This is a genomic window from Rodentibacter sp. Ppn85 (assembly GCF_001999335.1).
GTDB lineage: Bacteria > Pseudomonadota > Gammaproteobacteria > Enterobacterales > Pasteurellaceae > Rodentibacter.
In genome coordinates, this window is sequence record NZ_MLHS01000002.1 from 76,905 (window position 1) to 90,763 (window position 13,859).

12 protein-coding genes and 1 pseudogene are annotated in these 13,859 nt (G+C 41.2%); 5 read left to right on the top strand and 8 right to left on the bottom strand.

Annotated elements, in window-relative coordinates:
* Window positions 1-69 precede the first annotated feature (69 nt).
* Together djlA and dusC are read left to right on the top strand one after the other, a co-directional pair.
* Window positions 70-939, top strand: coding sequence for a co-chaperone DjlA (gene djlA, locus BKL51_RS00500; RefSeq protein ID WP_077464808.1), 870 nt, complete (start codon window positions 70-72; stop codon window positions 937-939).
* Window positions 940-942: 3 nt separating this feature from the next.
* On the top strand, window positions 943-1,875 hold the full coding sequence (gene dusC / locus BKL51_RS00505) for a tRNA dihydrouridine(16) synthase DusC (RefSeq protein ID WP_077464809.1): 933 nt from the start codon (window positions 943-945) through the stop codon (window positions 1,873-1,875).
* Between the two features lie 38 nt (window positions 1,876-1,913).
* Here dusC and BKL51_RS00510 read toward each other — a convergent pair whose 3' ends face one another.
* Window positions 1,914-2,483 carry an integron protein cassette protein gene (locus tag BKL51_RS00510; RefSeq protein WP_077464810.1) on the bottom strand — a complete coding sequence of 190 codons (570 nt, stop codon included), beginning with the start codon at window positions 2,481-2,483 and terminating at the stop codon, window positions 1,914-1,916.
* A 205-nt stretch (window positions 2,484-2,688) separates the two neighbouring features.
* On the opposite strand from BKL51_RS00510, the gene BKL51_RS00515 reads away from it, so the two are divergent.
* The gene (locus tag BKL51_RS00515) at window positions 2,689-2,979 is read left to right on the top strand and encodes a helix-turn-helix domain-containing protein (protein ID WP_369801897.1); all 291 of its coding nucleotides are present in this window, start codon (window positions 2,689-2,691) and stop codon (window positions 2,977-2,979) included.
* A gap of 43 nt (window positions 2,980-3,022) precedes the next feature.
* On the opposite strand, the gene dapF is transcribed toward BKL51_RS00515, so the two are convergent.
* Both dapF and lexA read right to left on the bottom strand, forming a co-directional pair.
* A complete protein-coding gene (gene dapF, locus BKL51_RS00520) occupies window positions 3,023-3,847 on the bottom strand; it encodes a diaminopimelate epimerase (protein WP_077464811.1) in 825 nt (274 codons plus the stop codon).
* 133 nt (window positions 3,848-3,980) lie between these two features.
* Window positions 3,981-4,610 (bottom strand): transcriptional repressor LexA, encoded by a 630-nt coding sequence (gene lexA / locus BKL51_RS00525; RefSeq protein ID WP_077464812.1) that lies wholly within the window; start codon window positions 4,608-4,610, stop codon window positions 3,981-3,983.
* A gap of 161 nt (window positions 4,611-4,771) precedes the next feature.
* Here lexA and plsB point away from each other — a divergent pair, with 161 nt between their 5' ends.
* Together plsB and tnpA are read left to right on the top strand one after the other, a co-directional pair.
* Window positions 4,772-7,201 (top strand): glycerol-3-phosphate 1-O-acyltransferase PlsB, encoded by a 2,430-nt coding sequence (gene plsB, locus BKL51_RS00530; protein WP_077464813.1) that lies wholly within the window; start codon window positions 4,772-4,774, stop codon window positions 7,199-7,201.
* A gap of 329 nt (window positions 7,202-7,530) precedes the next feature.
* A pseudogene (gene tnpA, locus BKL51_RS00535) lies at window positions 7,531-7,933 on the top strand (IS200/IS605 family transposase).
* 128 nt (window positions 7,934-8,061) lie between these two features.
* On the opposite strand, the gene sodC reads toward tnpA, so the two are convergent.
* The 5 genes from sodC to leuB form a co-directional block, all read right to left on the bottom strand.
* Window positions 8,062-8,610, bottom strand: coding sequence for a superoxide dismutase family protein (gene sodC, locus BKL51_RS00540; RefSeq protein ID WP_077464814.1), 549 nt, complete (start codon window positions 8,608-8,610; stop codon window positions 8,062-8,064).
* 68 nt (window positions 8,611-8,678) lie between these two features.
* A complete protein-coding gene (locus tag BKL51_RS00545; protein WP_077464815.1) occupies window positions 8,679-10,337 on the bottom strand; it encodes an LTA synthase family protein in 1,659 nt (552 codons plus the stop codon).
* 175 nt (window positions 10,338-10,512) lie between these two features.
* On the bottom strand, window positions 10,513-11,115 hold the full coding sequence (gene leuD / locus BKL51_RS00550) for a 3-isopropylmalate dehydratase small subunit (RefSeq protein WP_077464816.1): 603 nt from the start codon (window positions 11,113-11,115) through the stop codon (window positions 10,513-10,515).
* Window positions 11,116-11,139: 24 nt separating this feature from the next.
* On the bottom strand, window positions 11,140-12,549 hold the full coding sequence (leuC, locus tag BKL51_RS00555) for a 3-isopropylmalate dehydratase large subunit (RefSeq protein ID WP_077464817.1): 1,410 nt from the start codon (window positions 12,547-12,549) through the stop codon (window positions 11,140-11,142).
* A gap of 71 nt (window positions 12,550-12,620) precedes the next feature.
* The gene (gene leuB, locus BKL51_RS00560) at window positions 12,621-13,697 is read right to left on the bottom strand and encodes a 3-isopropylmalate dehydrogenase (RefSeq protein ID WP_077464818.1); all 1,077 of its coding nucleotides are present in this window, start codon (window positions 13,695-13,697) and stop codon (window positions 12,621-12,623) included.
* Between the last annotated feature and the right edge of the window lie 162 nt (window positions 13,698-13,859).

Sequence of the window (13,859 nt, forward strand, 5' to 3'; positions counted from 1 at the left end):
TGATAAATCAATCTTTGTCGCCATTGTAGAGAAATATGGCAAAAATCAACCGCACTTTAGAGGAAGAGAATGAATTTTATTGGAAAAATTTTAGGTGTGTTTATTGGCTGGAAAATGGGCGGATTTTTTGGTGCAGTAGCCGGTCTTATTTTGGGTTCTATTGCCGATAAAAAGTTATATGAACTCGGTGCCGTGAATTCAAGTTTTTTCAAACGTAAAACCACACGCCAAGAACTTTTTATGCAAACGACTTTTGCGGTGTTGGGGCATTTGAGTAAAGCGAAAGGGCGGGTGACGGAAGAAGATATCCAAATTGCCAATCAGTTAATGGCTCAGATGAAGTTGGATGATAATGGTCGCCGCCTCGCTCAAGAGGCTTTCCGACGTGGTAAAGAAACGGATTTTCCGATGCGTCAGGTTATTCGTGAATTTCGTATCGGCTGTGGGCAACGGGCAGATTTATTGCGGATGTTCTTACATGTACAAGTACAGGCGGCGTTCTCGGATTCTCAATTACATGAAGGTGAAAAAGAGGTGCTTTATGTAATTGCAGAAGAACTCGGACTTTCCCGTATGCAATTTGAGCAAATGATTGCCATGGAAATAGCCGCCCGAGCCTTCACACAAGGCGGATTTTATCAGCAATATCAACAAGGTGCCTATCAACAGCAAGGGAATTACCAATACCAACAAAACAGTGGCGGGTATCAGCAATCTTCAGGGCCAACTTTAAGCGATGCTTATAAAGTATTAGGGGTAATGGAGACTGATGATCAAAGTACAGTAAAACGGGCCTATCGTCGCTTAATGAATGAACATCATCCGGATAAGCTAGTTGCAAAAGGCTTACCGCCGGAGATGATGGAAATGGCAAAAGAAAAAGCACAACAGATCCAATCGGCTTACGACTTGATTTGCAAAGCAAAGGGTTGGAAATAAATTGTGCGTGTGATTCTCGCACCCATGCAAGGCATACTGGATCCCCTTGTTCGCCAACTTCTTACTGAGGTGAACGACTACGACTTGTGCGTGACGGAATTTGTTCGCGTAGTTGATCAACTTCTTCCTAATAAAGTGTTCTATCGTTTATGCCCTGAACTGAAAAATCAGGGCTTAACGCTTTCAGGCACACCTGTGCGGGTTCAATTACTCGGCCAACATCCCGATTATTTAGCCGAAAATGCCGTTCGAGCTATTGAACTCGGTTCTCACGGCATTGATTTTAATTGCGGGTGCCCCTCGAAAACCGTGAACGGTAGCCATGGCGGCGCCGCATTGCTTAAACAACCAGAACTAATTTATCGTGCCACTCAGGCTTTGCGAAAAGCTGTTCCTCATTATCAGCCCGTTAGCGTAAAAGTACGATTGGGTTGGGATGATATTTCCCAAGCTATTGAGATTGCCGATGCGGTGGAACAAGGTGGTGCGACAGAGATCGCTATCCATGGTCGAACTAAGGCTGATGGCTATCAGGCGGATCGCATTAATTGGGAAAAAATTAGCGAAATTTGTGAACGCCTATCTATTCCTGTCATTGCAAACGGTGAAATTTGGCATTGGCAAGACGGGCAAAATTGTCTTGCCAAAACAGGCTGCCAAGATCTTATGGTTGGACGTGGCGCATTAAACATACCGAATTTAAGCCATGTCTTAAAATCAAATGTGCCAAAAATGCCGTGGTCAGAAATTCAGACAATGTTACAAAAATATGCCGAAATGGAGAATTCTCACGATTCGGGCTTTTATCATGTCGCGCGAATTAAACAATGGCTGCGTTATTTAAATAAGGAATATGAGGAAGCCAACGCGATGTTTGAAAAGATTAGAACTTGCCAAACAGCGGAAGATTTGCGGGAAAGGTTGAGCCGGATATAAAACGAAAAAGTGCGGTTGATTTCAACCGCACTTTTATTCTATTTATTTGTTTCTAAAAGTGTTTTAACACCATTATCATTGATAAATTTTTCGTAACCAGCTGCAATCATGCGATATACTTGGTTAGTAATAGTATTCATAGGGTTAGAATCAAATTTTGATACGGTTACTTTGGTAGGAGAATAATCTCTGTCCCATGCGGTTGAACCATTTTTTAAGATTTTGTAGTTAATTGTATAGCTAAAATCAACACTATATCCTAAGTCATCAATTTTTAGTTCTTTAACATTTCCTAAAAGTGTTAGATGACCTGTTCCAATTTTAACGTCTGTTAACATAAGTTCTTTAGCAGTAAAATGTTTAACTATTTCTGCGATACTTCTATCAAAATAGATTGTGTCTACAGCAGTATTCTCTGGTTGGCTTTCCCTTACTTTACCTATTTTAGCTGGTTCATAGGTAAATTCACCAAGTAAAATAGATGAGTTTATTTTAGTGTAATTTTGTGATTGGTAACTGTTTTCTGAGCTTGTTCTATTAACCGTTGCGGAGCAACCAGTAAGGATTAATACGACAGTTAATAATAAAATTGAGATGAATTTTTTCATATTAATTTCCTTCATGAAAATTGGTTCTAAGGAATTGCTATGCTATATTTAGCTCAAATTTAATCCAGTAACTCTAAGAGCTATTTGAAATGCTGAAAGAGTTAAAAAGTGACTAATAGGGTAAGTTATGGAATCATCAGAAAAAAATTAAAATTATGCGTGAAATGAATCAGTGGACGCAGGAGGAGGTCGCAGAAAACTAGGTATGTCCACGACTGGTTATGCCAAAATTGAACGAGGTCAAACGAATGTGAGCGTTGAGAAATTAAAGCAAATCGCACAAGTTTTTAATGTTAATGTCGCACAGTTATTAGATGACGATGAACGCTTTGTAATTTGCTCTATTGGTGATAACCATTCTAACTATAGTAACTATTTTGGTGCGAATGAGAAACTTGCCATTGAAAACGAGAAATTAAAGGAATTGCTTGCAGCCAAAGACAACGAGATTGAAGCGTTAAAGAAAGTGATCTCACTATTAGAAAATAAAGAATAATTGGACAGAAAAGTGCGGTTGAAATTAACCGCACTTTTGGGGTTCAAAGCTGAATGCTCCCATCATAAATATGTGTAGCGTCACCCGTCATATAAAGCGGATGATTTTCCCCTTGCCATTCAATGGTAAGGCTGCCTCCCGGTAAATCCACTTGGACTTTATTATCAAGTAAGCCTTGCATTATCCCCACTGCTGCTGCTGCACAGGCTCCGCTACCGCAGGCTTGGGTTTCACCGGCACCGCGTTCATAAACACGTAATTTAATGTGGTGGCGGTTAATTATTTGCATAAATCCGACATTAACTCTTTCTGGGAAACGTTCGTGATTTTCTAATAGCGGCCCAAGTTGTTCGACATTTGCCGTGTGAATATCTTCCACTTGCACTACGCAATGGGGGTTTCCCATAGAAACCGCACCACATAAAACCGTTTGAATATCGGTACGTAAAATATAATTTTTTTCGAATTTATTGGCTATAAAAGGGATCTTTGCCGGTTCCCAAATAGGTTCACCCATATTTACCCGAATTTGCCCGTTGTCTTTTACGGTTAAAATCATTTTGCCTTTTTGCGTGCTGACGGATATGTCTTTTTTATTGGTTAAACCTTTAAGTGTTACGAAGCGTGCAAAACAGCGCGCGCCGTTACCGCACTGCGATACCTCGCTACCGTCGGCATTAAAAATACGGTAATGAAAATCTAAATCGGGATCGTAAGGCGGCTCTACAATCAATAGTTGATCAAAACCAATTCCACGATGGCGATCTGCCAAACGTTTAATGGTTTCGGGTGTGAAATAAACATTTTGTGTAATGGCATCGACCACGACAAAATCATTGCCTAAACCATGCATTTTGGAAAATTGCATTTCCGATCCTTAATTCTTTTAAAACGATACTTCGGAATTATAGTAAGCAATGAATTGAATGGCAAACTTATGAAAATAAGAGGTAAAAATAAAAAAGTGCGGTTGATTTTAACCGCACTTTATTAGTTAAGATTTACATCCATGCATTGTTACGGATAATCCCAACGGCAATCCCTTCAATTTCAAAGTTGGGTTGTTCCGCCAAATTTACGACAATAGGCTGGAATTCTTCATTTTCGGCATGAAGGTAAACAATCGATCCTTTACGTTCAAAACGTTTTACGGTGACTTCATCCTCAATACGTGCGACAACGACTTGCCCGTTTCGTACATCTTTTGTGCTATGTACCGCAAGTAAATCGCCGTCTAAAATGCCGATATCTTTCATTGATTGGCCGTAAACTTTCAATAAAAAATCCGCTTGCGGTTTAAACATACTGGCGTCTACGCTATAAGTCGCTTCAATATGTTGTTCGGCAAGAATCGGTTCGCCTGCTGCAACCCGACCAATTAACGGTAAACCTTCCATTTCATCATTAGCACTATCACTATCACTTAAGATACGGATACCGCGTGATGCGCCGGCAACAATTTCAATTGCACCTTTTCGGGCGAGCGCTTTTAAATGTTCTTCAGCCGCATTAGGGGATTTAAACCCCAGCTCACGAGAAATCTCTGCACGGGTTGGGGGCATACCGGTAGTTTCTAAGTGTCGCTTTAATAAATCCAACACTTCCTGTTGTCTATTGGTTAATGGTTTCATATCCACTCCTGTCCTTATATACAGATTTTTTGATATTATATACAGAGGACAGGCTATTGCAACTGTTATTTATATTCTATAGAAAAATTTTAAGGAGTGATTAAAGAGGCTTATGTGGTATCATTGCGGCGATAATTGAATAACTAAAAGAGAACCTAATTATGTCGAGTATCGTGAATGCTTATCGTAAATTATTGGAATTTCCACTGTCATTCTTGGTAAAAAATAATCCTATTCCTGTTAATCCTATCGAAGAGCTTCAACTTAATCTTTTGCAACCTATTGTCTATGTTCTGCCTTACACTTCACAAACCGATTTTGTTATTTTTCGCCGTAATTGTCTGAGTGTCGGTTTACCTGACCCGGCAGAAAAAAATGAAATACAGGGGATGACGTTGCCCCGCTATGTGTATCTGGACGAAGGTCGTCGCTTTTTTAAATCCAAAGGGGCGAAAGATGAAACCATTCAAATTTTTAATAAATACTTGGAATTACACCGCACTTTTGAAGATTTAGATGTGCAAATTGTGCCGGTTTCAGTACTTTGGGGACGCTCTCCGGGACATGAGAATAAAACGGGTTTACCTAATTTGCGTTTACTAAACAGTATGCAGAAAACTTTTGCTGCAATTTGGTTTGGGCGTGATACTTTTGTGCGTTTTTCTCAAGCGGTTTCATTGCGTGATATGGCAAATATGCACGGTTCTGATGAAAAAATGGCGCAAAAATTAGCACGGGTTGCCAAAATGCACTTTGCACGCCAACGTATTTCTGCAACAGGTCCGCGCTTGCCGAACCGTGAGGCAATGTTTAATAAATTATTGCAATCAGCGCCGATTCAAGCAGCGATTGATGATGAAGCAAAAAGTAAAAATATCAGCCGTGAAAAAGCCGAGAAAGAGGCTTATAAAATTTTAGATGAAATTGCTGCGGATGTTAGTCATTCGAGCCTACGTGCAGCGGACCGTTTTTTGCGTTGGTTATGGAATAAATTGTATTCCGGTATTGACGTGCAAAATGCGGATCGCGTCCGTAAACTTGCTCTTGAAGGCCATGAAATTGTTTATGTGCCTTGTCATCGTAGCCATATCGACTACTTATTGCTTTCCTATGTTCTTTATCATCAAGGGCTCGTGCCGCCTCATATTGCGGCAGGAATTAATCTGAATTTCTGGCCGGTAGGGAGTCTATTCCGAAGCTGGGGGGCATTTTTTATTCGCCGTACTTTCAAAGGAAATCGTCTCTATTCGGCAATTTTCCGTGAGTATTTAGCGGAATTATTCCATCGTGGTTATTCTGTGGAATATTTTATTGAAGGTGGACGTTCGCGTACCGGTCGTTTGCTTGCACCGAAAACCGGTATGATGTCGATGACATTGCAAGCACTTCAACATCATCAAACCAGACCTATTTCCGTTGTGCCGGTGTATGTCGGTTATGAGCACGTATTGGAGGTAGATACTTACGCTAAGGAATTACGCGGAGCGGAAAAAGAAAAAGAAAACGCAGGTTTAGTGTTGCGTGTGATTAAAAAATTGCGGAATTTAGGGCAAGGTTTTGTTAATTTTGGAGAACCTATTACATTATCAAATTATTTGAACCAACATTTCCCCGATTGGAAAGAAAATCACCATGAGGAAAAACCGCAATGGTTTAACCATGCAGTGGGCAAAATTTCCGAGCAAGTGATGATAAATATTAATAAAGCAGCGGCAGTTAATGCGATGAATTTGGTTGGAATGGCGTTACTTTCTTCCCGTCAACGCGCGCTTTCCCGTGAACAATTGGTTGAACAACTCGATAGTTACCAACAAATGTTACAACAAGCGCCTTATTCGGAAGATATGGTGATCCCAAAAGATTCTTCTGAAACAATGTTAGAGCATGTGCTGAGCCTTGATCGTGTCGGTGTGCTGGTAGAAAAAGATAATTTTGGTGAAATCGTTCGCCTTGAACGAACCTCCGCAGTATTAATGACTTACTATCGCAACAATATTCAGCACGCTTTTGTACTCCCGTCTTTAGTGGCAAGCATTATTTTGCATTATGAAACTATTCAAAAAGATTTATTATTGGACGCTATGAGTAAAATTTACCCATTCTTAAAAGGGGAATTGTTTTTACATTTCAGCCAGGACGAATTAAGGGTACAAATTGGGAAAGTCATTGCTGAATTTACTCGTCAGGAAGTCATTTATTCTAGCGAAAATTTATTTTCAATGAATCGACCGAAAGTGCGTATTTTACAACTTTGGGCGGCTGGAGTGCGTGAAATTTTACAACGCTATTATATTACGGTGACAATTTTGCAAAAAGACCCGCAAATTTCTCGTGCTACATTGGAAAAAGAAAGTCAATTGGTTGCGCAACGTCTTTCTGTGTTGCACGGTATTAATGCGCCAGAATTTTTTGATAAAGCGGTATTCTCTACCTTCATCGCTAGTTTGAAAAACGAAGATTATTTCGATGAACAAGGTAACGGCAATCTTACCCATTTAGATGAGCTTTCTTCTGTTCTTGAACATCTCATTTCAACAGAGATCAGTTTGACTATTAAAGGTACCGTTGAAAAGGCTGAAGAAATTAAATAGTGTAAAAGTGCGGTTAAAATTTACTGTATTATCAAGCGAAACCGATTGATACGGATAGAGCAATATCTTGCCTACCTATCAAAGGGGATGCTCTATTAAAAAGCGGGCTAAATTACTTAGCTCGCTTTTATTATAGGCAAACATAGTTTGGCTATAAAAAACATACGCTATGCGTATGGAATCAAAAAGCTTAAGCGGTGAGCAAAAAAATCCTCCTATAATAAATAAGGCTGACAACCATAATTCAACATATAGGAGGATAAGTCATAGCAAGTCAATCCAATGACGATTCAAGTCTATCACACACAAGATAGAATGGTAAGTACCATATAGTCTTTATCCCGAAGTATCGAAGAAAGGCAATTTATGGAAAGTTGCGAGTAGATATTGGAGGGGTATTAAGGCAATTGTGTAGTTATAAAGAAGTCCAAATTCTGGAAGCTCATGCAATGAAAGAGCATATTCATATGCTTTTGAAGATTCCCCTCCAAATTGGCAGTATCAAGTTTTATGGGATACCAGAAAGGTAAATCTTCGCTGATGATATTTGAAAGGCATACGAATCTGAAATATCAATATGGGAATAGACCCTTTTGGGCAAAGGGTTACTATGTAAGTATAGTAGGGTTAAACACAAAAGTAGTCGAAGAATATATAAGGAATCAAGAAAAAGAAGATATGATTCAGGATAATTTATCGAAGAAAGAATATGTAGACCCCTTTAAGGGGTAGGACATGAAGTGATTGTGCGGTTGTCAGTTTTTCACATGCCCCTTGAGGGGTATGTGAAGTCCTAGGCCCTTATAGGGTCGCCTAAAAACCGCCCGTTTTATGGGCGGATTGTTATTTTTTGTAATAGATTATTTAATTACGCCACACGCCATACGGGAACCGCCACCGCCAAGAGGTGCAGGGCTATCGGAGTGATTATCACCGCCGGCATGAATCATGATGGAATGACCGCGAACCTCATCTAAATGTTTAATACGAGGAGCCAGAACAGGATTGGTTGCACTACCGTCAGGCAGTGCGGTTAATGCAGGTAAATCACCTAAATGAGCATCATCTTGCCAAGGGTAGCCGTGTTGTTTGGTCTCTTTTGGATCCCAGTGACCGCCGGCTGCCAAGCCCGCAGTGAGTTTACCGTCTTTTTCTTTTGGTTCGCAGCTTGGATTTTGGTGCAGATGGAAACCGTGTAAACCTGCCGTTAAGTCTTGTAAATTCGGCGTAAATACTAAACCGTAGGCAGATTCGGTGATCGTGACTGTTCCCACATCTTTATTACCATTGACCGGATCAAGTTGTTGTACTTTGACTTCAATTGATTTATCGGTTGCTGGTTGTGCATTTGCTAAGGCTGATGTGCACACGGCAGTTAATGTTAATGCTAAGAGAGTTTTGAGGTTCATATAGACTCCTTTGTTGTTGAAGATTCTCCGTTATTATAATGAAATATTGAACAATTATCCGATAAGATTTATTGCGCAATTTTTAATGTTTGATAGAGATAGTGGCGATAGTCATTGACGAACTGGTTATTTAGGCTATCTTCCAGTTTTCCTTCACTTAATCGACGCATCGCTTTATTGGCTTTCATAAAATCATCTTGTACCGCTAATCCGGCAACATCTAACAATAAACCGCCGGCAAAGGCAAGATCGAGGAAATCTTGTTCTTGCTTAAATGGCGTTGTTACGTTACTTCTAACGACAAATTGAGTGATGTAATCAGGGAAAGTAAAATCGCCTTTTTTTGCCGGAATGGCGTTATCAAATGCCACTTGATGATCGCCGAAATAGCCAAATACAAAAGGTTTGTTACGTTGATGTAAATATTCATCCATTTTTTCAATGGCTTCATTGAGCGAGACAATACGTTGCGTATAATCGTTTAATGATGAAATGCTTTTTGCCCCAATATTTGGCATTTCAAGGTTGTAGATATTTTCCATCTCAAGATCATAGGGGCCGTGTTCACGCATAGTGAGCACATAAACAAACATCGGCTGAGTAACTTTTTCAAGTGCCGGATGTTTTTTCTTTAAAATCATACGCGTGTATTCCATCATTTCTTCGCTACTGATTGTCCACAAATTTTTACTAAACGGCGCAGGATAGCCGAGATCTTGTGGCTGTAACATCAAATCGAAACCGAAATGCTCATAGGCTGATTTTGCATTGTAGTTTCCCTTGGTAAACGGCGAAAGCGCCACGCAGAAATAGCCTTGATCACGTAAATTTTTTACTAAACCGGATTGTATATGCGGCACGACGGAATAAAACACGCCGCTGGCAAGGGCACCAAAATCCGTAGAAGGCACTCCTGCAAGAAAAGCAAACTCAGATTTCCAGGTTGCACCGGCAAAGGTGTGGACGCGAAGTGGCGACATAAAAACCGTATCTGATTGGTGTTCAAACATAGGTAATGGCGGAATGTTTTGTTTGGTAAAAGCAAACCGGTGCGGATTAAGTGTGGATTCTAACAATGCTACTACAATGTCTGGTTTGGTAGTTGAACTTTGTTCTGTTTGTTCGGCATAAAGTGCGGTCATTTTTTTCGTAAAATTTTCGCTTTTGCCTGAAAATTGTGGCACTTTAAAGAAAATACCCCGACAAGACATTGGCAGATTCAAGAATACATCACGACCATCATCAGGTAAAGAATCAAGCCAAACCTGTAAAGCATGGGAATTTTTGGAATAATGCCACATTAATGTGAAGCTGCTGAAAAATAAAATTACACCGAAAATATGTCCGATTGCGCCAAGGGATTCCACATCAGACCAAGCGAAAATTGCAAAACCGAGTAAAGCAAGTAAGCCAATAACACCACCAAGCGCACCTTTATAGTGCATTAAAGTTTCCCAGTTTCGCCAATCGACAACAAGAAAAAAATCAGAAATAAGCAAAGGTTGTTTGTAATAATGAATTTTTAGGCGATGGAATAACATCAGTACCACAAAAAGCACTGAAGTAAAATTTAGTGCGCGTTGCCATTGTCCGGAAAGCGCAAGCATACCGCCGAAGAAGAACACAAAGAGCGAAATGGCGAAAAAATACGTCCAGCGGTAATGGGAGTTGATGATAAAAATCACTGCAGCGATCGTGAATAAGGCTAAAAAAATGTAAGCAATCATGGTATTCCTAATTCTTAAAAAATATCGTTGGAGATGATAGAGACAAGGGTTGGGCGTGTCAAACGCTACGACGGAATATTTGTTGGAGAAAAGTGCGGTTGATTTTTGAGAGGTTTTTGATAAAAAATGGCGAGCCTGAATAGCAAACCCGCCGATTTTACTTTCCGAGTGAAAATTAACGCAAAAATGCCGGAATATTTTTCTCGTATTCTGCGATTTTATCTTCGTGTTGAAGGGTTAAGCCGATATTATCTAAGCCGTTTAATAAGCAATGACGGCGGAATTCGTCCAGTTCAAAGTGATAAACTTTGTCACCTGTGGTAACGGTCATGGTTTCCAAATCCACATGAATTTGTTTGCCTTCGTTTGCCCATATCCATTGGAAAATTTCTTCTACTTCTTGTTCGCTCAAACGAATCGGCAACATATGGTTGTTCAAACTATTGTTGTAGAAAATATCCGCAAAACTTGGGGCGATCATCACTTTAAAACCGTAATCGGCAAGTGCCCAAGGCGCGTGTTCACGGGACGAACCACAACCGAGGTTTTTACGCGCGAGCAAAATTGTTGCGCCTTGATATTGTGGGAAATTGAGTACAAATTCCGGATTAGGCTGTGTGCCTTCTACATCTAAATAACGCCACTCGTGGAATAAATGTTTGCCAAAACCTACGCGTGTAATGGCTTGTAAAAATTGTTTTGGAATGATGGCATCGGTGTCCACATTGGCTGCATCCAAGGGTACCGCTAAGCCTGAAAGTTGTTTAAATCCTGCCATTTTTGTTTTCCTCTTTTTCGAGTCTTAATTTAACGCCACATCGCGAATATCGACAAATTTACCGAACATCCCAGCAGCGGCAGCCATTGCCGGGCTGACTAAGTGTGTGCGTCCGTTACGACCTTGGCGGCCTTCAAAGTTACGATTGCTGGTAGAGGCGCAGCGCTCCCATTCGCCTAAACGATCGTCATTCATCCCTAAGCACATGGAGCAGCCCGGGTTACGCCATTCCGCACCCGCTGCGATAAAAATTTTATCTAAGCCTTCTTTTTCCGCTTGTTCTTTTACCAAGCCGGAACCTGGCACGACTAAAATGCGCTTCACGTTATCCGCTTTTTTACGCCCTTTCATCACCGCTGCTGCGGCACGTAAATCTTCAATACGTGCATTGGTGCAAGAACCGATAAAGACTTGATCCACGGAAATATTCTTTAAATTGGCATTGGCTTCCAAACCAATGTACTGCAAGGCTTTTTCTGCCGAAGCACGGGTAACGGGATCGTCTATTTCCGTTGGATTTGGCACTAACTGATTGATACCAATCACCTGGCCCGGGTTGGTTCCCCAAGTAACCTGTGGTGCAATATCTTTTGCTTCCAATGTAACAACGGTATCAAATTGCGCATTTTCATCGGATTTTAAGGTTTTCCAGTATTCAACGGCATCATCCCAATCCTTACCTTTAGGTGCGTGAGGACGCCCTTTCAAGTATTCAAAGGTGGTTTCATCCGGTGCGATTAGGCCTGCTTTTGCGCCCATTTCAATCGCCATATTGCATACGGTCATTCTGCCTTCCATTGAAAGATCACGGATAGCCTCTCCACAAAATTCTACAACGTGTCCTGTTCCGCCCGCCATGGTGGTTTTGCCGATGATGGCAAGGATAATATCTTTTGCGGTAATGCCGGGTGCGACTTTTCCACGCACTTCGATCTTCATATTTTTCGCACGGGCCTGCTTTAACGTTTGGGTGGCTAAAACGTGTTCTACTTCTGATGTACCTATACCGAATGCCAATGCGCCGAATGCGCCGTGAGTTGCGGTGTGTGAGTCACCGCAAACGATAGTCATACCCGGAAGGGTTAAGCCCTGTTCCGGCCCCATCACGTGTACAATACCTTGTTCTTTGGTATTCATATCGAATAGCTGAATACCGGTGGCTTTAGTATTTTTTTCAAGCTCTAACACCTGAATTTTTGCTTGCCCTTCTAATTTATTCACATCACGTATTTGCGTTGAAATACTATGATCCATTGTGCCGAACGTTTTGCCTACCTGGCGGACTTGGCGACCAGCAACACGTAAGCCGTCAAAGGCTTGCGGGCTGGTGACTTCGTGGATCAAATGGCGGTTAATATACAAAATCGGTGTTTCGCCTTCCGCTTCGTACACTACGTGTGCATCGAATAATTTTTCATAAAGTGTTTTTGCCATAAGGTTTTTCTCTATTTATTAGGATGAAAGTGCGGTTGAAAAACGAGTTAAATTTTGACCGCACTTTATGATTAAATCGCTTCTGCAATCAATGTACCCATTTTTGCCGTGTAAATCGCTGTGGTATTATCGGCTAAATCACCGGTACGATGACCTGCCGACAGTACTTTTTGTACCGAACTTTCAATGGCATCCGCCGCTTCGTTTAAGTTGAAGCTGTAACGTAACATCATTGCCGCAGATAAAATTTGTGCGATAGGATTGGCAATGCCTTTGCCTGCGATGTCCGGTGCAGAACCGCCGGCCGGTTCGTATAAGCCGAAGCCTTCTTCATTTAAACTGGCGGAAGGTAACATTCCCATTGAACCGGTGATCATGGCGGCTTCGTCGGAAATAATATCGCCGAAAATGTTGGAGCAGAGCAGTACGTCAAAAGATTCCGGCGCTTTGATTAGCTGCATAGTGGCGTTGTCGATATACATATTTTCTACGCTAACGTCAGGGTAATCTTTTGCAATTTCTGCCACGGTCTCGCGCCATAAAATAGAAGATTGCAACACATTGGCTTTATCTACGGAGGTGATATGTTTACGGCGTTTCATTGCCGCTTCAAAAGCGGCACGGGCAATGCGTTCGATTTCATATTTGTAATACACTTCCGTATCGAATGCTTTGGTTTGTGCGCCTTCTCCTTCTCGACCTTTCGGCTGTCCGAAATAAATTCCTCCTGTCAGTTCACGTACCACGACCATATCAAAGCCTTTCGCGGCAATATCCGCACGTAACGGACAGAATTTTTCTAACCCTTTGTAAAGGGTTGCCGGACGTAAGTTGCAGAATAATTTGAAATGTTTGCGCAATGGCAATAGTGCGCCTCGTTCCGGCTGTTGGTCCGGCGGTAAATGTGTCCATTTAGGGCCGCCTACGGAACCGAATAAAATCGCATCTGCGTTTTCACAACCTTTTAACGTTTCAGTAGGTAACGGGCTGCCACAGTGATCAATGGCGGCGCCTCCTACATAAAATTCATTAAAATTGAATTTAATAGCGAATTTGTCTTGGATTTTATTGAGGACTTTAATCGCCTCCGCCATCACTTCAGGACCGATTCCGTCACCGGGGAGGACTGCGATGTTGTATGATTTCATTTTGGGTTTTCCTATTTTGTTTAAATTTTATTTTAAATTAGTATCGGGTTTCGCCGATGGCGACCTACTTTCTTTTACTCGTGTAAAAGAAAGTAGGCAAAGAAAACACGCCCCAGTTAAATCGCTAATCTTTGCTTTATTGCCATTTTCTTAACGCTAAAT

Coding starts and splice junctions, on each gene's coding strand:
- sodC (WP_077464814.1), bottom strand. CDS start 8,610: ATGAACCTCAAAACTCTCTTAGCATTAACATTAACTGCCGTGTGCACA.
- leuC (WP_077464817.1), bottom strand. CDS start 12,549: ATGGCAAAAACACTTTATGAAAAATTATTCGATGCACACGTAGTGTAC.
- dapF (WP_077464811.1), bottom strand. CDS start 3,847: ATGCAATTTTCCAAAATGCATGGTTTAGGCAATGATTTTGTCGTGGTC.
- leuD (WP_077464816.1), bottom strand. CDS start 11,115: ATGGCAGGATTTAAACAACTTTCAGGCTTAGCGGTACCCTTGGATGCA.
- BKL51_RS00510 (WP_077464810.1), bottom strand. CDS start 2,483: ATGAAAAAATTCATCTCAATTTTATTATTAACTGTCGTATTAATCCTT.
- lexA (WP_077464812.1), bottom strand. CDS start 4,610: ATGAAACCATTAACCAATAGACAACAGGAAGTGTTGGATTTATTAAAG.
- leuB (WP_077464818.1), bottom strand. CDS start 13,697: ATGAAATCATACAACATCGCAGTCCTCCCCGGTGACGGAATCGGTCCT.
- BKL51_RS00545 (WP_077464815.1), bottom strand. CDS start 10,337: ATGATTGCTTACATTTTTTTAGCCTTATTCACGATCGCTGCAGTGATT.
- plsB (WP_077464813.1), top strand. CDS start 4,772: ATGTCGAGTATCGTGAATGCTTATCGTAAATTATTGGAATTTCCACTG.
- djlA (WP_077464808.1), top strand. CDS start 70: ATGAATTTTATTGGAAAAATTTTAGGTGTGTTTATTGGCTGGAAAATG.
- BKL51_RS00515 (WP_369801897.1), top strand. CDS start 2,689: ATGTCCACGACTGGTTATGCCAAAATTGAACGAGGTCAAACGAATGTG.